This window comes from Nodosilinea sp. AN01ver1 (assembly GCF_050565655.1).
GTDB lineage: Bacteria > Cyanobacteriota > Cyanobacteriia > Phormidesmidales > Phormidesmidaceae > Nodosilinea.
In genome coordinates, this window is sequence record NZ_JBNXVS010000007.1 from 1 (window position 1) to 21,106 (window position 21,106).

A 21,106-nucleotide genomic window follows, 5' to 3' on the forward strand; every position below is an offset into this window, starting at 1 on the left:
TATTCTCACGATCTATTCACAGACTGCATAATGAATCTGACCTGCCCAGCTATGCTGTTTTTCCCTCGCCAATCGAGGGGGTGCCGAAGTTGATGCAACTAGGTGCCGAAGTTATGCAAATACGCAAAGGCCAAGGCGGCGATGTGCAGATTAGCGCCCGCGACCTTGAAGTCGTTGATGGGGCGCAGTTAAGTGCCAGCACTTTTGGATTCGGAAATGCAGGCAGCGTGATTTTAGAGATTGAGGAGCTAGCCCACTTTGCTGGCAGCTCTAGCGGCGCGTTTAGCAGAACTGATAGTGACGAGGAAGGCCAAGGCGGCGATGTGCAGATTAGCGCCCGCAACCTCGAAGTCGTTGATGGGGCGCAGTTGAGTGCCAGTACTTTTGGATTCGGGAATGCAGGCAACGTGATTTTAGAGATTGAGGAGCTAGCCCGCTTTGCCAGCGTTGACCCTACCGGCCCTAGCGGCGCGTTTAGCAGTATTAATCGTAACGGGGTAGGCCAAGGCGGCGATGTGAAGATTAGCGCCCGCAACCTCGAAGTCCTTGGTGGAGCGGTGTTAAGTGCCGTTACTTTTGGACTGGGAGATGCAGGCAGCGTGATTTTAGAGATTGAGGAGCTAGCCCGCTTTGCTGGCGTTGACCCTACTAATGGCAACCCTAGTGGCGCGTTTAGTAGTATTCAAGAAAGTGGAAAAGGCATAGGCGGAAATGTGCAAATTTATGCCACCAATTTAGAGATTCTTCAAGATGCATCTTTAGCTGCAAATAGTCTTGGCGTTGGTAGTTCTGGCGATATTATCTTGGTGATTTTAGAACAGTTGTTAGTGGATGACGGTACTATTGCGACCAATGCAGAAACTGCGTCAGGGGGGCAGGTGAACATTCAGGCAGGTCATATTGTTCTCAGAAATGATGCAGATATCCAAACTTTTGTGGGCCGGGGCGAAGGGAGTGGCGGCAATATTACGATCGCAGCCAATTTCCTCATTGCCCTTGAAGACAGCGACATTCTGGCCTTTTCTGCCGATGGTCGAGGCGGCATAATCGACCTCAGCCGCACTACCTTTTTTGGGCAAAACCCCAGCATTTCTGTCAGCAATTTAAGCCGAAATGAGCTGCTAGATTTAGATGGTAATGAGCGCGTCGATATCAACGCCACGGGCGGCATTGAGTCGGGCCAAATTTTTGTGGGCGACGCCACCTTTGTTGAAAACAGCCTGACGGCCCTGACCGATGCCATTGTCGATACCAGCGCCCTCACCGCCGGGAGCTGCATTGCCCGCAGCCAAGATAGCCTGGGCTCCTTTGTAGTCACTGGCCGCGATGGGTTGCCCGCCACCCCTGGCGATGGTGGCATTTCGGCCTACCCCACCGGCACAGTACGCGCTGTGGATGAACCTTCCACCACCCGCATTCAGGAACCTGATGGCGTGTATCAACTCCCCGACGGTCGCCTGGTGCTGAGTCGTCGCTGTGCAGACAGCGCTGCTCCCAGTAGCTAAAGACATAGACTGCAGCGCGGATTGCCAAACTGGCCGGTTTCTGCATTGACTCCCCAATCGACATGCTAGATAGTTGGGTCGCCGGAGCGATCGCCGCTCATCCGAATCTAGGCCCCCAGGTCGCCGTTGGTTTTGTGATCAGAGACGCTATTTGTGATGCATCTACTTCGTGCCGGGCTGTGTGCCTTCATGGTGTTGCTGGCCCTCGACCTGGGGGTTCAGGCCCAGGCTCCGCCGCCCAGCTTGCCCCTGCCAGAGCCCACCGAGCCCACCCGACCAGCCCCCATCAACCCGCCCCTGCCAGCCCCGCTTCCACCAGAGGAGCCGCTGCCGCGACCCCAGCCCGCCCCTGAGGAGAGTACGCCCCCGCCAGGGGAACTGGTCTTCAGCGTCAGCCGCATTGAGGTGTTGGGCAACACCGTTTTAGACAATGAGATCGCGGCTTTGGTGGAACCCCTGGAGGGGCAGGCCCTGTCGCTGGCCGATTTGCTCGGGCTGCGCACCGCCATTACCGAGCTGTACCAGAGCAATGGCTACGTTACCTCCGGGGCCTTTTTGCCCACCAACCAGGATTTGGGCAGCGGGGTGGTGCAGATTCAGGTGATTGAGGGCGGGGTTGAGACCATTCAGGTGAATGGGTTGGGGCGACTGCGCGAGGGCTATGTGCGCGATCGCATTGCCCTGGCCACCCAGTCGCCCCTGCAAATTGCCCAAATCGAAGACGCCCTGCGCCTGCTGCAAATCGACCCCCTACTGGAGCGGGTCGATGCCGAACTTACCGCTGGCAGCCGACCGGGGCAAAACATTTTGATTCTCGACGTGGCCGAGGCCGACCCCCTATCGGCTGCGATCACCCTCGACAATTCCCAGTCATCGAGCATTGGTTCGCTCCAGGCCGAGGCCCAGGTGCAGCACCGCAACGTGTTGGGTCTGGGGGATGCGGCCAGCCTGCGCTATGGCCGCACCCAGGGGTTAAACCTCTATGAGCTGCGCTACGGCCTGCCCATCAACGCCCGCGACGGCACCCTGCAACTGCGCTACGAAAACGCCAGCAGCCGCATCGTTACGCCCCAGTTCGTCGATGCGGGCATTCGCAGCAACAGCCAAACCCTGGCGCTGAGCCTGCGCCAACCTCTAAGTCGCTCCATCAGTCAGGAGTTTGCCCTGGGCTTGGCCTTTGATCTGCGCCAGAGTCGCAGCTTTATTCTCAACGACATTCCCTTCTCGTTTTCGATCGGGCCAGAGAATGGGGTGGCGAAGGTGAGCGCCCTGCGGTTTTCCCAGGACTGGCTGGCGCGAGATCTGCGGCGGGTGGTGGCGGCGCGATCGCAGTTTAGCCTCGGCCTCGGCCTGTTCGATGCCACCGTCAACGACACCGGCACCGATGGTCGCTTTTTTGCCTGGCTGGGCCAGTTTCAGTGGGTCGAACGGGTTTCGCCCAACCTGCTGCTGGTCAGCCGCGTCAACGCCCAGCTCACCCCCGACTCGCTGCTGCCCCTGGAGCGCTTTAGCGTTGGCGGGCTAGACACCGTGCGCGGCTACGCCCAAAATCAGCTCGTCACCGACAACGCCGTGGTGGGTTCGGTTGAACTGCGCATTCCCCTATCGGCCACCCCCAACCAGCTGCTGCTCATTCCCTTTATCGACGCGGGCACCGGCTGGAATACGCAAACCGAAAGCCCCACTCCTTCGGTGCTGCTGGGCACGGGGCTGGGGGTGCAGTGGCAGCCCATCCCCGCTGCCAGCCTGGGCCTTACCTACGGCATTCCTCTGATTGGCGTGCCCAACCGGGGCAGCTCCTGGCAAGAAAACGGGTTTTACTTCACCTTTACCTATCAGCCGCTTTAGACATTGTTACCAAAGAATGACAGCACCTCGCCCCCCATTACAGAAAAGTGCAAGGTTTCTGGCTGCAAATGCGGTTTAATTCTGATTGAGTTGCTTTAGTAGTCTGCTAAGCCAAAGGTGACAGGTTAGTGGGGTTCAGGGTTCAAGGTTTCAGGCCTGCCGTGAACCATACGCCTTAAACCCTGAACCTTAGTCCGTGAGAGCTTGTCAACATTAAGGTTGGTCAAGCCGGTACTAGAACATGGAGCAGCAGCTAGGAAATTCATCTCGGCTGACACAGCGAGGGAGAGCCTGTTTGACAAAGCTTGTTAAGCCCGTTATTGACTCGGCTTGGCTATTGCGCTGGTGGTATCGGTACCAAGCCCACTGGCTAAACCGCGAAGCCGACGCCATTCGCAACGGTCTGCTACAAGACCTGTTTGCGGTGCGGCGGCAGCTAGAGCTGATGCTTGGTGACGGCGGTGTAGCCACCGTCGAGCACCTCTACCAGTCGCTCGAAAACCTGGGCAATCGGCTTAGCTCTCCCTACCTGCACGACTCGTTACCTTTGGCGATTCAGCAGTCGCTGTTAGACTGGCCGCTACAGGTGCTTGTCAGGGCGGAGTTGCCTGGCCAGTGGCCTATCGAACCAGTCGAGCACACCATGCTGCTATTGTCAGTTTTAAAGTATCTGGGGCAAACTCTGGCGGCCCAACCCAACCTGCCTCAGATCTGCGTAGTCAGTCTCACAGACAGCTTGGGCCGCAAGCGGTTCACTATTTATATTGGCTACGAAACCGCTGTTCCCACCGCCCTGCTAACCCTAGATACAGTAGAGGACTGGCGAGCTTACCTCACCACCTTTGATCTATTAAGCCAGGGCCAAGCTTGCTCTACCCACGAAGCCACCACCCTACGCTGGACATTTGAGTGGTAGCCGACCACCGCGATCGCCCATCTGGTTTGTTACTGTATCCCTCTAAAGCTATGACTACACCTCAACGTCGCCAACAACTGCTGGTCGTTGATGACCACGAAGCTGTACTCAGCGGCACTGTCAGCGCTTTGCAAAAAGACTATCCCGACGCCGACATTTACACCGTGCGCACTGCCCAGGATGCAGCTACCAGCATAGCGACGGTACTTCCCGATCTGCTGGTGGTCGATCTCTCGATTCCAGAAACCGCTGGGGCACCCTCGCTGCCCGAGACGGGGATTGGCCTGCTGCGATCGCTTATGCAGCAGTACCCCGAACTCAATATTGTGGTGCAGAGTGCCCATGTCAAATCGCTGGTGCGGCTCAAACCGGCGATCGACGCCCATCAGGGGGGCTTTACCATTGTCGATAAAAGCCTGCCCCTGCACGAAATGCTGACCAGGGTGAGTTGGGCTATGCAGGGGCTAATTTACACCCCCAAAGATATGCGCAGCGGCCTGGAGGTCAAGCCCAAGTGGCTACAGGTTTTGCAGCTGGCGTTTAAAGAAGGACTACAGGATAAAGCTATTGCCGATCGCATGAATATCTCAGAGCGCACCGTGCGCCACTACTGGAGCAAGGTGCAAGATGCCTTGGGCATCTATCCCGACTCCGGCAAAAACATTCGCATTCAAACCGAAATTCGCGCCCGTGAAGAAGGGCTGATCGACTGAGCGATCGCACTTTTCCCCACCTCTATCCCCTGACAATAGTCAGAGACTTCAATTGGCGGCCCCTACGATGGGGTTGCTTTTTTAGTACTGTAGTTTTCGGCAACCTGCTTGACAGCTTTTAACCATTTTTCTGGCATCTATACCCCCTGACTAGGGAGTTTAAACACTCTAATCTAAGAGCCATAGAGAGCCAAAGCGACATCGCACCGTCTTGCCATTCATAACCCGGTTTATAACGCTGCTTATGGTCTGCCTAACCCTTGTCTTGCTTAAGGTTAAGGCAATTGAGGCGGCGCTACCGGGGCCAAATCTCGATGTCAATTAGTTAGAACATTTTTAGGAGATAGAACTATGAGTTTGAAGTTAGATGCATCTACTTTGTTAAGTAACGGACAAGGCAATTTGAATATTGCTGGCAATGCCGAAATCAGTGACTATCGTGAAGTACCTTCCGTGCTTTCTCCTGGCTTTCAAATTAAGGTCAATTTCATCGATGACAACTTTACCGACAGCCAGAAAGATATTTTTTATGAAGCTGCAAGTCGCTGGTCTGAAGTAATTATTGGTGATGTTCCCGACGGCTTCGATAGAAGTCTTGGATACATCGACGACATCGTAATTGATGCTTTTGCCAACTTCAGTGATGGCGTAAACGGGACTCTTGGTGAGGCTAATGTGCTTGGTTTACGTCCAGAATCTTCGTTGCCATATTATGGTTTCATGAACTTTGATACGGTTGACATTGGTGTCTTGGAAGCTAATGGTGGCTTGCTTGATGTCATTTTGCATGAAATGGGGCATGCTCTCGGAATTGGTACTATATGGGACGATTTAGGCTTGCTTGATACTTCGAGCATTAGCGATCCTCGGTTTACTGGTGCATCAGCTACATCTGAATATAACAAAATCTTCGGGTTGAATGAAGATTCTGTACCTGTTGAAGCTGATGGGGGAGGTGGAACAGCTCTGGGTCACTGGCGAAAAACATCCTTTGGTGACGAATTAATGACAGGTGACCTGAATGAATTAATGACAGGTCGCCTGGATGCTGGATTAAATCCCTTGAGTAGTATTACCGTTGCCTCCTTGGCAGACCTTGGTTATGACGTTAACTTTCCAGCAGCAAATACCTACTCTCCTATTGGCAGCAATGATGACTTCACTATTCGGCGAGGTTATGATAACGAAAGAATTATTGGTTTCGATGGCATCGGTGCCGGAACGAATCCCGATGCTGCGACTTTAAGTGAAGCCGATAATCTTCTGTTTCAGGGAGAGGGGCTAACCGCTCGCAACATGCTGCTGAATCAAAAGGATGAAGATTTGGTGATTACGTTTGAAGGAATCTCCGATGTCAGCGTTATATTGGAAGATTTCGCCATCGAAGATTTTGATAATCTCGGTCAAGGTCCGGGAACAACTAAAAATCAGGGCAACGTGGTATTTCTTCCTCAAGGATTTGATGCAACCAATAGCATTTTTGAGTTTGAAGGTATTTTTGAAGATGTTTTTGATGTCTTTAATAATGATTGGGAAAAGCCTCAAGTTCTCAACAAAAATACCGTCACCTTTCTGAATGCCCTGGATAACATTACCAGTGGATTTGATGAATCAAATGATGTGATCAATGGTTTGGAAGGCAACGACGTTCTCAATGGTCTGAGCGGTAACGACTTGCTTCGCGGCGGCAGCGGCAGCGATAGGCTGATCGGTGGTTCTGGCAATGACTTTCTCAATGGCTACGGCTTTACTCTCGGCGAGGTGGATGTGCTTGAGGGCGGCTCGGGGGCCGATGTATTTGCCTTTGGCGGTGCCGACGCTCCCTATTACCTTGGCGATGGTTATGCCACTATCACCGACTTTAACTATTTGGAGGGCGACAAAATTCAGGTTACGGGTAGCGCTAATTACAACATCGCGTCCCAAAATCTGTCTGGAGGGCTCGCCACTGATACTCTGATCTACTTTGGCCGCGATCTAATTGGCGTGGTGCAAGATACGACTAACGTGGACACCATGTTTGATTTCATCGCCGCCTAAGGCGGGGCGATCGCGCTAAATTTCCGCTAATTTTCACTAATGCTTTCCTCTCTAGCAATGCGGTCGCTCTGCGTTGCTAGAGTTTTTAAGTTTGATAGCCCACCGCACTGACAACTCCTGGAAAGAACACCTGGATTGGGTGCCCTGCCTGAGATCCTCTGGTACCCTGGGGTTTAGCTGTTGTCAGGCTCCGGTAAAATTCGGCCCAACCGACTGCTTTGCTATGTAAATAGGGGTGTGTTTCGATGCCAAACCGTCTGCGTCGTCGCCTGAACGGCCTGTGGAGCCTGCTGTTTTTGGTGGGGCTGATGCTGGCAATCTGGAGTGGCCAGGGGTGGTGGTCGTCGGGGCTGGCAAACGATGCGATCGCGCCTCAAACTGGCACACCAGCGCAGCTAGTGCAAACTGGGGTTTCCTTATACCAGGCGGGCGACTACCAGAGCGCCATCGATCGCTGGCAACGGGCTTTGCAGAGCTATGGCCCTGATGCTGAGCCATCCCAACGGGCGCTAGTCTACGAAAACCTGGCCAGAGCCCACCAGCAGGTGGGGCAACCTGCCGAGGCGCTAGACGCCTGGGCGGCGGCAACGACCCTATACCGCGAGCTGGGCGACTCGCTGCATCTGGGGCGCACGTTAACTGAGCAGGCCCAAGTGCATTTGAGTCTGGGGCAGCATCGACGGGCGATCGCCCTGCTCTGTCTTCCTGCTACGGAGGCTCCCGCAGACGCCTGCACTCCTGGCTCGGCCCTCGCCCTGGCTACCGCCACCGACGATGCCCTGGGGGAAGTCGCCGCCCTGGGCAGTCTGGGCGAAGCCTACCGCCTGCAGGGCGACTACCCCGAGGCTGAGACCGTTTTGCAGCGAGGGCTAAAACTTGCCCAATCGTCGGGCTATGGTCAGTTTGAGGGCGCATTGCTCAACAGCCTGGGCAGCATTTTTCAGCGGCGATCGCGCCTTGACTACCGCCGCGCCGAGGCGGCGAGCCAGCTAGGGCTAACTGGCATTGCCAACACCTTTAGCGACCAGGCCCAGGGGCAGGCCCAGCAGGCCCAGCAGTTTTTAGAACAAGCCCTTGAGCGTGCTCAGCAGCAGGGCAATCTAGCCGCTGAGTGGCAAACTCGACTCAACCTGCTGCCCCTGTACCGCCAGCAAGACGCCCCAACCGCTGTGGATGCGACCCGGCGGCGACTGGGCGAACTGATTACCCAACTGCCCGCCAGTCGGGCGGCGGCCTATGGGGCGATCGCCGTGGGCCGGTCGTATCAGCCGGTGGGCACCACCTTTCGCTGTGCCCTGCCCGGTAGTGAGGCCGAGGCCCAGACTTGGCTAGACCAGGGAGCGGCGATCGCTACCCAAATTGACGACCACCGTGCCCACTCCTTTGCCCTGGGAGAACTCGGCCACCTACGCGAGTGCCAGGGTCAGCTTAATGCCGCCATGGCATTAACCCAGCAAGCTCAGATAGCGGCTACCCAGGGTTTAGAGGCAGCCGATAGCCTTTATCTATGGCAATGGCAAGCGGGCCGTATCAATCGTCGCCAAGGCAATGCCGAAGCAGCACTGGCCGCCTACACCCAGGCCGTCACCACCCTAGAGAGCATTCGCACCGAAATCTTGGTGGCCGATCGCGATGTGCAGTTTGACTTTCGCGATACCGTTAAGCCCCTCTACCGCGAGCTGATAGAACTCCAGCTGTCGGGAGTGGCAAGCCTTCAGGCGGTGGCAAAGCAAGACCTGCCCCCATCAGCCTCAGCCCTGGAGTCGGCCCTGGTTACCGCCGATGCCCTGCGGCTGGCCGAGCTGCAAAATTACTTTGGCAACGACTGCATTCTTAACCCCGTCGCCCAGGCCCGAGTCGATTTGCTGGCCCAAAGCAGCAATACCGCCGTGATTAGCTCGGTTGTGCTGCCTCAGCGCACGGCTCTGATCGCCAACCTGCCCAACCAACCTCCCCAGCTCGTCTGGATTGACAATAGCTCTCAGCTGCGAGACACCGTTGTGCAGTTTCGCCTGGGGTTAGAGGCCTTCTACACCGAACCCTACGACACCACCGTGGCCGAACAGCTCTACGGGCAGCTGATCAAGCCCCTAGAACCGGCGCTAAAGGCGGGCAACATTACCACCCTGGTATTTATCCACGACGGCTTTTTGCGCAGCGTGCCCATGGCGGCGCTTTATGACGGCAGCCAGTTTTTGATTGAAAAGTACGCCGTGGCCACCACCCCGGCCCTCACCCTGACCACCGCCGCCCCCCAGCGCCCCAAAAATTTGCAGGCGCTGGTGTTGGGCAGTAGTCAGGCGGTAGTTGCGGCAGGGCGACGGTTTCCGCCCATTCCAGCGGTGCCGACAGAGGTAGCTTCGGTCTTGGCAGCGCTACCGGGCAGTCAGGCCCTGCTCGATGAGGCCTTTAGCGAGGCCCAGCTGAAGCAGGCCCTGCAAGCAACGCCCTTTTCCATTTTGCATTTTGCCACTCACGGGCAGTTTAGCCCCGACCCAGCGCAAAATTTTATCGTCACTGGTCAAGGGGAAACCGTTACCTTTGGCCAGCTAGAGGGGTTCATTCAGTCGGGGAACTCCAACAATTCCCAAATTGACCTGGTCATGCTTACCGCCTGCGACACCGCCGCTGGGGACGACCGCGCCACCCTGGGCCTGGCCGGGGTAGCAATTCGGGCTGGGGCTAGAAGCGCGATCGCCTCCCTCTGGCAGGCCGACGATGCCACCACCGCCCAAATTACCCAAGACTTTTATCGGTTTTTGAAAGAGCCCAAGCTCAACAAAGCCCAAGCGCTTCAGCAGGCTCAAATTCATGCCATTCGGCGGGGGCCTAGTGTCACCCCCGGCAAGTGGGCACCGTTAATCTTGGTGGGCAATTGGCTTTAAATCTAAGGGTTGTTGGTCTGTAGGGTAGCAACTAATGGAAACAAGGCGTTAATGCAACAACGCTCGTCCTGGTAATTCAACTGCTGATCGTCACCTTGGTAGTAATACCAATTTCATGTAGAGTCGCCCTGGTAGTGCTCCTAGCGCGCATCTCCAAGGCAGGCATCGTGCCAGCGGTTCAGGTGTCGCAATAGTGGCTGCAAGATTATGTCCAATGCCAAAGCTGCCCAAATCCCTTAACAGGCCGCAGGGCAACCCCAAAAAAAGGCCCTTAATGGTGCAATGCGATGAACTCTGGTCCTTCGTTGACGACAAGGGCTATAAATAGTGGGTCTGGCTGGCGCTCGATGCCCAAACTCGAGAAATTATTGGGGCGTATGTGGCGATCGCCCTGAGGTCAGTGCGCAGTGTTTGTGGGACTCTCTACCAAAGCCTTATTCAGCAAGAGTTATGTTGCGGTTAATCTACCTTCGTAAGGGCGAATCTGAGTACGGGTATGGGTGGTATGACGGGGGATATGAGTTGGGTATGAGTTTTGGGTGGAGGGATAGGGTGTAGATGGGTGGATGGGTGGTCTATTCGCGAAGTGGCTCTGTAGAAGCAACGAAGTCGAAGGAGAATGAAGGGGAGGTAGGATGGGAGAAGAAATAATGGGAAGACAGGGGGCGAACGCGATGGTGGCTATTCCAGCGGGCTTCAGTCCGCAGGAGTATTTAGCACTTGAGCACGCCAATGCCGTTCGCCATGAGTATCGGCGGGGGCTGGTCTATGCGATGGCGGGAGGCAGCGACAACCACAGCCGCCTCAGCATCAATGTGCTGACTGAAATTAATTTGCATTTGCGGGGCGGCGATTGCCAGTTTTTCTCTGGCGATGTCAAGGTCAACTATGCCGCTGATTTTTTCTACTACCCGGATGCCTTTGTCACCTGCGACCCGCGCGATTCAGGCGATCGCTACGTTAAGCGCTATCCCAAGCTGATTGTGGAGGTGTTGTCGCCCTCTACCGAAGAGTTTGATCGAAGGGGGAAATTCAAGGACTATCAGCAATTGGCTTCGCTGGAAGAGTATGTGTTGATCGACCAGGATGAGCGACGAGTGGAGTGCTGGCGACGGCAATTTCCCAAGGAGGCCGCACCAACACCCCAGAATGAGTGGCATTTGGAGGTTTATCAAGCCGAGGATACCGTTGTGCTAGAGAGCATTGGGCTGGCGATCGCGATGGCGGATCTCTACCAAGGGGTAATCTTGCCAGTAGCTTAGGAAAAGACAGCAGGCGCGCGTAATGGCAGGGCGATCGCTACAGCTATCCACAGCAGGCAGCAGCAGGCCCGGCAGGCGCTGCTGGTGAGACACCTGACCCAGAAGGCGATCGCATACGAGCTAGCCCTTGCCTCCTGGTCAACGGTGAACAAGTTCTTTAATGGCAAACCCGTTGACCGCTTTATCTTTCAAGAAATTTGCACAGCACTGGGGCTGGAGTGAGAGGAAGTTGTTAAAAGTGGGGAGGTGGAGCGTGGCGGAGATGGAGCGAGTCTTACTCCAACACCCCTCACCCCTACAGATACCCATCCCCGCATCCTCACCGCTACCCAAACCCAAGCCACCGCTGCCCGCGAGGCGCTGAACCCGAGGATTCTAGAGCGCATTCCCAGGGCGGTCGTGCGGGGAAAGTACCTGGGGGCCATTGCACGGGGCGTCCACGAGCAGAAAGAGCGGCTGATCGCCATCATTGGTCCAGCGGGCTATGACAAAAGCACGATTTTGGGGGACATCTACGATGAACTGATGGCAGCAGAGACGCCCTGGGTGGGGCTGGTGCTGTGCAGCGGTTTGTCTCTATCTACCAGCTACCTGGGCTTTATGTCCTACGGCTTCGTCGCCTCCACTATGGCGGGGCCAATACCCACCGCCCCATCCCAAAATCAGCAGGAGATGATCGCCAATGCCCTGGGGCAGAGCCTGTGCGGGGAATTGCACTCGGTGGTGGAGGTGTGCCAGAAACTGTCGCACACCCAGGGCCGAGGGGCGCTGCTGATTGACACTCTGGCTCTGGTGATCAACCGTGACTTTGTGGTGGCCTTTGGGGCACTGATGCGCCAGGTATTGGCAGGGGGCGCCACGGTGGTGTTCACCTGCCACGACCACAAGTACAACGACTACCTGGAGCCGGTGAATAAGCGATTGCCGGGGCTGAGCCAGGCGGCGGATCGCTACTCGGTGCCCAACTCTTCTACCACTGAGATTCGGGCGGCGGCGGTAGCCTTTTTTTGCACCCTGACCCCAGAGCAGCCGGAGCGAGGCCAGGCGTTTGCCGATAAAATGCTGGCTCTCTCAACGGACAACCGCTCCCTGCAGGATATTTTGGAAAGCCCGCTGCTGCTGGCCCTGCTGTGCGACCTATTCGGCGAAGCGGGGGATGTGCCCCCCGACCTGATAGTGAGCAAGCTGTACCAGCGCTACTGGCAAGAGAAAGTAGTCTACAGCCGCATAGACCGAAGCCACTATGCCCCCCTTGGCGATGGAGAAAGAAGCCCTTTGCCCAAACCCCTGAACCCCCAGTTCGTGTTCAAACACAAACCGCTCTAGCGCCGTCCTCCGAAACACCGACTCCCGCTCCCCACAGTGCTGGATCGCTGCGTCAATAATCGATGTAGCCGAAGGCTGATCGATTATTGCTTGGGCTATGCCTTCTGGTAGCTCCGGTAATTCCAATCCTTTCAACTGAATCAGGGCATTCCACCCCCGCTGCAACAGCCCCTCGTCAACCTCTTTTGGCTTTCGCTTCCGCGAGACCAGCGTCGCCGTCTCCCGCAGCGCCCGATTACTCTCAGACCCCGTCGCCTCCTACTCCTCGATCAGTTTCAGAATCTGCTGCCTGCGGGTCGAAAACGCCTTCAGCAGTTCGGACGAGTATCCGGCCAACTCAAACTGCCCATGAGCTTTGGGCTCTATCTGGTAGCCGTGCTGCTTCAGCGCTACAGCTAGTTCATTCTGGTAAATCTGGCCCAGGAGTTTCTGGTTCGCGATCGCCGCCTCATTGCTCAAACTAAACCACCGCCCATCGGCCAACTGGGTCGCATTCATCACCACACAATGGCTGTGCAGCTGCGGCTCCGCCTCACGACTGGTGGAATGGGTGAACACCGCTGCGGCGATATTCCCGGTTGTCACCTTCGTCCGCCCGGCCTCGGTTGAGATCCGGGTTTGGGCATAGCGCTCTTCCAGCACCGATAGAGCTTTGGCCACTGCTTGATGATGGGCTTCCAATACCCGCGCGTCTTGCTGCACCAGGGCTGCAATGCTGACACTCTTAGGATCGCTGAAGGTAAAATCCGTCGCCGCCCGCCGCTTCTCGGGGTCAACTACTTTCCCCTTCAGCGATCGCCCATCGGGAGCCTGCCCCGAGAGCATTTGGCTGAATTCCTGCTGATTGACAACCCCAGCCAATCCCAACGACGCAGCCCCTTTGCCCACCCACTGGGTCGGGTGAGCGGCTTCTTCCGCCGAGTAATAGTCCTCATGGGTGTAATACGTCGCCGCTTGAGCAGCAGAGAGGTTGCTCGTGGAAAGCATGGAGAAGCTGGGTTAAAAATACGACGCCACCCTGGAGCGAGAGCGAGAGCGTCTTCAAAAACGGTAGAAACCCTTTGTGGAGAGCCGTTGCACAGTTTTTGCCAAAACCCTGGCGTACTGTGTGGCCTCTCCGCGAAGCCCCCGATAGGGGCGCAGCAATCTGATATACCTGATCCTAAATTGCGGTGTCAGCCCCTACTCAGCTTCAACACAAAATGTCACGAACAATTTGGGATATTTTCAGCATAAAGGCTCAGGGTCACGAAAAAGAACGATTTTTCACGTTCCATCCATGACACTTTATGGCAAAGATGAACATCTCCAGGCTCAGTTCCGAGGAGGATGCCAGCCCACTGAAACCCAGCGTTTTCTGGCCGCCACGATAGCTGCGTTATTCATTCGCAGCGCCAAGACGGTAGCCCGTCCCACAGCGGTAACACCTTCAACTCGGGTGCCATCATCGCTCCAGGCAAAATGCTGATGCCAGTCTTGAAGCCTTGGATTAAAGAGAGGTCCAGTTTGTTGGGTCAGTAAATCTTGGCCTGTTGTCGAATCGCCCTTGAACTCATTGCAAGATCGGCAGGCTAAGCAGACATTTTCAAAGCAGGTTTCGCCACCTTTGGAACGAGGGTGGATGTGGTCAAAGGCCATCCGAATGCCGCTCAGGGCCTCGCTGGTTTTGCAGTAGCAGCAACGATCGCGATCGCATGCTCGGACCCGATTGCGCAGATCCACAGAAATATAGCTGGCCATCAAGCTTTTGGCAGAATCGAATGGCCGCGCCAGCGCAGCAAAGCGGCGGCTTGAGCTTTGCAGAGCATAAATCGCTCTGCCTCTTTTCTCAGGGCAGTTAGCTCGTTTTGTTCTGCTGCTGTCAAACTGTCATTCTGATTGCGATCCAGTAGTTCGTCGTACCGCTCTAGTTCGGCTTCAGATCGTTGGCTACGGGCAACTCTCCACAGGGCATCATCATCCAGCCGATCTAGAGCAGCTAATGCAGATTGAAACTCCGGTGGTACATCACCCCAAGGGGGTGGGCTACCGATTTGCAGTGCCCTGAGGATAATTTCATTGAGAGGGCGCTGGGTTGCCTCGGCAGTATTTACCAGTCGCTGGTGAATATGCTCTGGGATATCAATGGTGACGGTAGCTGTCATCGGTGCGCTGAACTATAAGAGGCTTGAGCCCGGATCCGAACAGGAAAGTTTCAATCTTAACTAAAGCTGGCTACGGAAACACATTAGGTGAGATCAGGGGGCCTCAAATTTGTGAAATTGGTAGCTCCGTAGTGCTTGTCGATCATCTTAGCGCTGGTGCCTGTCCAGCGACCGTTGGCGCAGCCTCTCCTGTGGAGAATAGCTGTGCTGTTGATGTGGGCTTCCACGCACAAGCTGATGAATGTGTGGCGGCACTGGTAGCTCTTGCGGTAAGGAGTGTCGCAAGCCTTGAGGACGGCTCGCCAGGCGCGGGTAGAAAAGTTGTGCTGGTCGATGAACTTCCCCTTGGGACTCGGGAATAAAAAGGCATTGCTGTCGCTCTTCTCCGGCCTGATGGCATCGAGAATAGCCTTGACCTCTGGCGTGATAGGAAAATCCCGCTTCCGCTGAGTCTTGAGCCCCTCCTTCAGGGTCAAGCCATCTTCGGAAACCACCACCGACTGCCTGAACTTGATGACCGATGGGGTAATGTGCTTCCACTGGAGAGCGATGACTTCGGAAGGACGGGCTCCGGTGGCAAAGAGGAAGCGCACGTAGGAGGTGTAGTGGCTGTAGTAGCGATCGCTCTCAAACCCCGCAATAATCCTGTCTCGCTCCTCTTTGGTAAAAGGATTCACGTCTTCATCCTCAGACAACCCCTTAGGAGCCCTGATTTTCATGGCTATAAAGGGATTGCTCTCGATTAGGCCTTCCTCTTCCGCCCAGCTACAGCAAGCTTTGAGCTGGGTCAGGCAGCGCTTAGCCGCATCCGGAGTCAACTTCGCCAGCAGATGGTCACGAATCAGAATAGCCTCGTCTAGAGATTTGCTGGGGAACCGGCTGATGTGATTTTTCTGTTTGGTGAAGTCCTTGGCGTAGGTGCTAGGGCTGATCTGGGGTTTCTTAAACTGGGCGTACTTCTCCCAGATCTCGTCCAGCCCGATTTGGGGGGCTGCGGGCGGATTGGGGGAAATGGGGGAAACGGTGGTGAGCGATCCAACGGCCTGGTACTTCTGCAGGCTGAGATCTACCTCTCCGTAGTCGATATCTCGCTGAATCGCCCTGACGGTGTCGCCTACCCGCTGGCGGTTTAGGGGGGTGTCGTCAAAGCCGGTGGAAATGTAGAATCGCTTGCGCTGCACCTCCCCATCCACCTCAACGGGGTAGGAAAAAACGATTTGCAGCCGTCCTTTGGTGTTTTTGAACTGAACCGAGCCTTTTTTGCCTTTGCTTTTTGGGGTGGCCGAGTACATGGCAGCACCGGGGAATGAAGAGCATTCGTACTACTTCCCTCTTCGGGTACCGTGGCGATCGTCCGGAGATTCCCCCAAAAAAATTCCCCCAAATTTCCCCCAATTTTCCCCCAATCCGTCCCCCAAACTCGTCTAAAGGTGTCCAAAAATGGACAACGCAAAAATACGAGGCTCCAAAGCAAAAGCCCCGAACCGTTTAGATTCAGGGCTTTTCACTTGATTTAATTGGATGCCAGGAGGCGGGCTTGAACCGCCGACACGAGGATTTTCAGTCCTCTGCTCTACCAACTGAGCTATCCCGGCGAGGGAGCGCAATTTCCAGCGCTCACTTAAGATAGCAAGCTGATGTCACACCTGACAAGACCGTAGGAAAAAAATGCCGATATTCTCTACTGCACCTCACGCAGGCGGGCTACCTTGAGGTAAAAATTGCCTGCCCCCTGCCCCGCGTAGGCACTCACCCGCACGGTGTAGGCCCCGGATTCGGTAATACGGGAGAAGAGCAAGGAATTGGTGGTGCCGTCGGGGCCGTCGTCGTTTTCGCCCATGGTGACGCCGTCTTTGTTCATCAGAATCACCAGGGTATCGAACTCATCGGAAATGACATCGATCGCGACCTGGTCACCAGCCTCAAGATTGACCGTATAGTCGCGGGCAAACCCCCCAGTCCCCGTGGGAATATCGCGATCGCTCAAAGCGTCATTAACTTCGCGCGAGGCCGGTAGCGAAATAGGTGTATAAACAGCGGTTTGTGCTTTGGCTGGCAGCGACGTTAAGGCGAGGGTCGTCAACGCTAGGGGCAGCAGCAGGCGGCGATAGAGGCGAAGGTGAAAGCGCATAGATTCTGGGAGAATGGGAGGTAAGCGTGGCTCAAAGGCACGAGGTCGTGCCTATTATGGCCTAAATCTATAAACTGCTTCGGGAACTAAAAAAGTCTACACATACCCAACGCTTTGCTCTCTAGGATGGCTGGCGTTGGCCCAGTCCTACCAGGGGCGCTGAAAACTGGGGTTTTGGTTGCGTCGTTTCGCGATTTCGTTGCTACACTCACAGACGACCAACGCCGTAGGTATGCCGCCCTTGTCCATGCTGGAGCGCCGCCGCCATCGTTCACTACCCCTAACGCCCAGAACCAGGCGCAGACGACGGCGAACTCCGCGTCGACGAGCGTTGATGACGATGGCTCTGCTCAGCAGTACCCTCCTGCTGGTAGCGTTTCGAGGGGCAAGTGAGTACTGGCGACAGCCGCTGGAGTTCACGCAGCGTCCGGTCGGGCAGATTGTCAATCGGGCTGAGGTCGCCACCGGCATTCGCCAAATTCAAACCGCTAACGGTCGCCCTACCCTCACCCCCCTGCCCCTGGCTGAAGAGGTTTGGACCTGCGAAGTGGTCGTCATTGGCGGCACCCTGGGCGGGGTTGCCGCTGCAGCCCAGGCCATGAAAGCGGGCGTTACGACCTGCCTGATTGAGCTCACCCCCTGGATGGGGGGGCAGATTAGTTCCCAGGGCGTGTCGGCGATCGATGAGTCGCGGGCCATGCGCTGGCGGCGCAACTTTTCGCCCAGCTGGGAAGCGTTTAAGGCGCTGATTAAGCGTCAGCCTGTGTACCTGCCGCCGTGGACGGGGCTGCCCGCTCAGCTGTCGGTTGACCAGACCAACAGCTGCTGGGTCGGAGAGCTTTGCTTTACCCCCCGGGCTGGAGCGACCGCCGCAGAGATGTGGCTGCGTGAGGCCGCCAAGAGCGCGCCCGAAAGTCGCTGGGCCACCTCTACAGCCTTTAAGGGGGCCGCCTTTGACGCCTCGGGCCGCTATGTGACGGCGGTGTACGGGGTGCGCCGCATTCCCTTAAACCCAGACTATGTGCCGACCGGGCGGCTCTCTCAGGAGCTAGAGCGCTGGTACGCCTGGTCTGACGACGAGGCCTACAACAAAATTCCGATTCGGCTGCAGTCGCCCCCCGATCGCCGCATGATTGTGATCGACGCCACCGATACTGGCGAACTCGTGGGCTGGGCTAACTTTCCCCACCGGCTGGGGTCTGACGGCCAGGCCTTTACCGGCGAAGTCAACGCCCCGGCTCAGGACAACCCTGACTGTACTCAGGCCTACACCTACCCCTTTGTGCTGGCCACCCTCGACGACAAAAATGAGAGCCTGAGGGCGCTGCAAAAAATAGACCCCGTTCTGACTAAGGCTGAGCACCGCAACGAGTTTAACCTGGAGGGGTTTCCCTTCTTCAACTTTGGCAGCGTGTTTAACTACCGCCGCATTGTCAGTCAGGTATCGGGTAACAGAAACGTCAACCTGACTCGCCCCGGCGAAATTACCCTGATCAACTGGAACAAGGGCAATGACTGGCACTTTATGGACCCGCCTCTCGTATTTACCGAAGAGGATATTCGCCTTTCAGGGCAGCGCCAGGACTGGCTGGGAGGGCTATCGCCAGAGTCGCTCAACTACGGCGAAATTCACGCGTTGAAGTTTGCCGAATGGCTGATCGAAACCGAAGCGACGAACAAACTGCCGCTGACATTTTTGAGCGGCAGTGCCTCTCCCCTGGGCACCCAGTCGGGCCTTAGCATTGCGCCCTACATTCGCGAGGGGCGGCGCATTTTAGGTCGCCCGGCCTATGGTCAGGACAGCTTTATGGCGGTGGAGGCCGACCTGCGCGAAGACATGACCGGCGGGCGCGACTTCAGGGCTACCGCCGTGGCCCTAGCCCACTACGACATCGACATTCACGGCTGCCGCTATAGGTCGTGGCGGCCCTCCTACGAGGCGGCGGGGGCCAGCATTAAGGAGTTTGTGGTGCGGCCTCTGCAAATTCCCTTAGAGGCGCTGGTCCCCCAGGGGGTCGACAACGTGCTGATCGGGGGCAAAAGCATTGCCGTTAGCCACATTGTCAACGGGGTAACGCGGGTGCACTACGGCGAGTGGAGCGTGGGCAGCGCGGCGGGGGGCACAGCGGGGTGGCTGCTGCGCTACGGCAAACCCTACGACCTGACCCCGGCGCAGATTGTGGTGACGGGGCAGATGCCCGCGCTACAGGCGTTTTTGATTGAGCAGGGCCTGCGCTTTACCTGGTAGGGCTGCGCTTCTCCACGCTGGCGCTGACTGGGCTAGATCTAGTGCCCAGGGAGTTCAAACGGTAGTTTTGTGAATACAGCCTTGGCCTATCCTAGAGGGTGCTGATCTGGGACAGGGTCAGATATTTAGGTGAGGGGTGAGTGATGGCAGATTGGATGCACCGGAGGCTGTGGCGGGTGGTGTGGCGGCGATCGCTGGCCCTGGGCTTGCTGCTGCTGGTGACTAGCTGCGCCATTCCTCAAATCAAGGCGGAAGATCGGCTATTTGTCCCCGTCACCGTTGAGCTGCTGGATGTCTACAACCTGCCGCCCCAAGAGTTTGAGGGCACAACGGTGGGGGGCATATCAGCGCTGGTCTACGATCGCCCCCGCGACCGGCTCTACGCCCTCTCCGACGATCGCGGTCGCTTTGGCCCGGCCCGGTTTTACACCCTGGCCGTCACCCTGGCCCAGCGGGGAACCGGGCAGCCCCGGTTTGACAGCGTTAGCATTGAGGCCGTTACCCCCCTGCTCGATGCCGCTGGCAACCCCTACCCCAGGGGCAGCATCGACCCCGAAGGTATGGCCCTATCGCCCCGCGACTCGCTCTTTATCGGCAGCGAGGGCGATGTGGAGCAAAATGCGCCCCCCTTTATTGGCGAATTTGACCGACAGACGGGGCGGGCGATCGCTACTCTGCCTCTGCCCGAGCGCTACCTGCCCGACGACCCCGACCAGACCACCCGAGGCGTGCAAAACAACCTCAGCCTGGAAGCGCTGACGGTAGCTGGAGGATCCAGCGGGGCGGGCATGATCGAGCCCTTTCGTCTGTTTGCCGCCACCGAGTCGGCCCTGGTGCAAGACTACAACGACGACCCCAGCCAGCCCCTCAACAGCCGCTTTTTGCACTACTTAATTGGCGACGACCAGTCAACGCTGATTGCCGAGCACCGCTATCCCCTCGACTTAGAACCCTCTGGGGCCGTCGTGAATGGGCTCACCGCCCTGCTTGCGATCGACCCCAGCGGCCACTTTTTGGCCCTGGAGCGCGCCTTTGGTCTGCGGGGTATGCAGGTTAAGCTCTACCAGCTGGCGACTGGCGGTGCCACCGATACCTCCACCATTCCTAGCCTGGCGGGGGATGTGTCGAGCATCGCGCCCATTCGTAAGCAGCTGGTGCTCGACTTTGCCGACACGCCCCTGGCAGTAGACAACCTGGAGGGTATGACCCTGGGGCCACGCCTGCCCGACGGCAGCCAGAGCCTACTGTTGGTTAGCGACAACAATTTGGAGGACGATCGCGCTACCCAGCTAATTCTGCTGCGGTTGCAGATGTAATGCTTTTATTACGCAAAAATATCCTCTGGGCAATGGCTTCAACCTACTTACCCAGAGGATATTACGCTACGGCTTACAGCGGCAGCGATCGCAGATAACCTGACTAACTAGCAGCGCTACCGATCGCCCCTTTAAGCGCCGCAATGCCCTGCTCAACGCTGGCCCACAGGCCCATATCGGGCTCTTTACCCGCTATTTCACGAGTGCCAACAAAGTAAAGCACGCCTTTGAGCACTTCTTGGTGAGCCCGATTTTCAAAGTTAACTTTGTTGAGCGGCTCCATGGCATCTTGAAGTTCATCGTTCAAAGATTGGCCTACTTTGTGCAGCACCAAACCATTCATGGTCTGCTGGTGCTTCAGCAATTCAAGCTGAAAAAACTTGTCGTATAGGGATAGCTCAGAACCGTTCATCATTTGGGTAACGGCTTCAGCATGCTTTTGGGTAATATCGCGAGGCTCTGCTGCGGAGCCCAGTTTGGTTCCAGCTTCTTCAATGTTGCTGAGGTTGGCGCGATCGCTCTTTAGCATTCCTTCCAAACGCTCACGAATGGTGTGATCGTCGGTAGCCGTCATTAGCTTTTGCTCAATGTCAATTAAGACAGTTTGAAAAAGCTTCAGGTCAGCAAGCTTAGTTGATAAGGTTGTCGCGTCAGTCATTAGATGTATGTCCTAACTGAAAGTTTGATAGTGTGTCATAACTCACAGTCTTCATGATCCCGCGAGAATTCAGGGACACCCTCTCTCTTCAGAAAGGTTCGATCTGACAGCCGT

General features: G+C 56.4%; 17 protein-coding genes and 1 tRNA gene. 11 read left to right on the top strand and 7 right to left on the bottom strand.

Translation table 11 applies throughout. The features are described from left to right. Positions 1 to 113 precede the first annotated feature (113 nt). From ACQ4N7_RS08050 to ACQ4N7_RS08090, 9 genes are all read left to right on the top strand, one after another. Positions 114 to 1,505: a hypothetical protein gene (locus ACQ4N7_RS08050; protein ID WP_430711098.1), complete on the top strand. Its 1,392-nt coding sequence runs from the start codon at positions 114 to 116 to the stop codon at positions 1,503 to 1,505. 156 nt (positions 1,506 to 1,661) lie between these two features. After that, complete coding sequence (locus tag ACQ4N7_RS08055; RefSeq protein WP_430711099.1) at positions 1,662 to 3,353, top strand: ShlB/FhaC/HecB family hemolysin secretion/activation protein; 1,692 nt, start codon at positions 1,662 to 1,664, stop codon at positions 3,351 to 3,353. Between the two features lie 295 nt (positions 3,354 to 3,648). Further along, positions 3,649 to 4,269, top strand: a complete 621-nt coding sequence (locus ACQ4N7_RS08060; RefSeq protein ID WP_430711100.1) for a hypothetical protein — start codon at positions 3,649 to 3,651, stop codon at positions 4,267 to 4,269. 50 nt (positions 4,270 to 4,319) lie between these two features. Next, a complete protein-coding gene (locus ACQ4N7_RS08065) occupies positions 4,320 to 4,982 on the top strand; it encodes a response regulator (protein WP_430711101.1) in 663 nt (220 codons plus the stop codon). 351 nt (positions 4,983 to 5,333) lie between these two features. Beyond that, a complete protein-coding gene (locus ACQ4N7_RS08070; RefSeq protein WP_430711102.1) occupies positions 5,334 to 7,022 on the top strand; it encodes a leishmanolysin-related zinc metalloendopeptidase in 1,689 nt (562 codons plus the stop codon). Positions 7,023 to 7,267: 245 nt separating this feature from the next. After that, on the top strand, positions 7,268 to 9,907 hold the full coding sequence (locus ACQ4N7_RS08075) for a CHAT domain-containing protein (protein ID WP_430711103.1): 2,640 nt from the start codon (positions 7,268 to 7,270) through the stop codon (positions 9,905 to 9,907). A gap of 674 nt (positions 9,908 to 10,581) precedes the next feature. Next, positions 10,582 to 11,169, top strand: a complete 588-nt coding sequence (locus ACQ4N7_RS08080) for a Uma2 family endonuclease (RefSeq protein WP_430711104.1) — start codon at positions 10,582 to 10,584, stop codon at positions 11,167 to 11,169. Between the two features lie 84 nt (positions 11,170 to 11,253). After that, positions 11,254 to 11,391, top strand: coding sequence for a hypothetical protein (locus tag ACQ4N7_RS08085; protein ID WP_430711105.1), 138 nt, complete (start codon positions 11,254 to 11,256; stop codon positions 11,389 to 11,391). 24 nt (positions 11,392 to 11,415) lie between these two features. Continuing rightward, the gene (locus ACQ4N7_RS08090) at positions 11,416 to 12,495 is read left to right on the top strand and encodes a hypothetical protein (protein ID WP_430711106.1); all 1,080 of its coding nucleotides are present in this window, start codon (positions 11,416 to 11,418) and stop codon (positions 12,493 to 12,495) included. A gap of 258 nt (positions 12,496 to 12,753) precedes the next feature. Here the strand turns inward: ACQ4N7_RS08090 and mobF are convergent, their stop codons facing one another. The 6 genes from mobF to ACQ4N7_RS08120 form a co-directional block, all read right to left on the bottom strand. Next, positions 12,754 to 13,482 carry a MobF family relaxase gene (gene mobF, locus ACQ4N7_RS08095; protein WP_430711107.1) on the bottom strand — a complete coding sequence of 243 codons (729 nt, stop codon included), beginning with the start codon at positions 13,480 to 13,482 and terminating at the stop codon, positions 12,754 to 12,756. Positions 13,483 to 13,809: 327 nt separating this feature from the next. Continuing rightward, the gene (locus ACQ4N7_RS08100; protein ID WP_430711108.1) at positions 13,810 to 14,235 is read right to left on the bottom strand and encodes an HNH endonuclease; all 426 of its coding nucleotides are present in this window, start codon (positions 14,233 to 14,235) and stop codon (positions 13,810 to 13,812) included. Next, on the bottom strand, positions 14,235 to 14,639 hold the full coding sequence (locus ACQ4N7_RS08105) for a hypothetical protein (RefSeq protein ID WP_430711109.1): 405 nt from the start codon (positions 14,637 to 14,639) through the stop codon (positions 14,235 to 14,237). Before ACQ4N7_RS08105 ends, ACQ4N7_RS08100 begins: the two co-directional genes overlap by 1 nt. An 83-nt stretch (positions 14,640 to 14,722) precedes the next feature. Then, on the bottom strand, positions 14,723 to 15,931 hold the full coding sequence (locus ACQ4N7_RS08110) for a tyrosine-type recombinase/integrase (RefSeq protein WP_430711110.1): 1,209 nt from the start codon (positions 15,929 to 15,931) through the stop codon (positions 14,723 to 14,725). 230 nt (positions 15,932 to 16,161) lie between these two features. Beyond that, positions 16,162 to 16,234, bottom strand: a tRNA-Phe gene (locus ACQ4N7_RS08115). An 86-nt stretch (positions 16,235 to 16,320) separates the two neighbouring features. Continuing rightward, positions 16,321 to 16,770 carry a PPC domain-containing protein gene (locus tag ACQ4N7_RS08120; protein ID WP_430711111.1) on the bottom strand — a complete coding sequence of 150 codons (450 nt, stop codon included), beginning with the start codon at positions 16,768 to 16,770 and terminating at the stop codon, positions 16,321 to 16,323. A 334-nt stretch (positions 16,771 to 17,104) separates the two neighbouring features. Here ACQ4N7_RS08120 and ACQ4N7_RS08125 point away from each other — a divergent pair, with 334 nt between their 5' ends. Both ACQ4N7_RS08125 and ACQ4N7_RS08130 read left to right on the top strand, forming a co-directional pair. After that, on the top strand, positions 17,105 to 19,018 hold the full coding sequence (locus ACQ4N7_RS08125) for an FAD-dependent oxidoreductase (protein ID WP_430711112.1): 1,914 nt from the start codon (positions 17,105 to 17,107) through the stop codon (positions 19,016 to 19,018). A 143-nt stretch (positions 19,019 to 19,161) separates the two neighbouring features. Then, a complete protein-coding gene (locus tag ACQ4N7_RS08130; protein WP_430711113.1) occupies positions 19,162 to 20,334 on the top strand; it encodes an esterase-like activity of phytase family protein in 1,173 nt (390 codons plus the stop codon). Between the two features lie 103 nt (positions 20,335 to 20,437). On the opposite strand, the gene ACQ4N7_RS08135 is transcribed toward ACQ4N7_RS08130, so the two are convergent. After that, positions 20,438 to 20,992 (bottom strand): hemerythrin HHE cation-binding protein, encoded by a 555-nt coding sequence (locus ACQ4N7_RS08135; protein WP_430711114.1) that lies wholly within the window; start codon positions 20,990 to 20,992, stop codon positions 20,438 to 20,440. Positions 20,993 to 21,106: the final 114 nt, after the last annotated feature.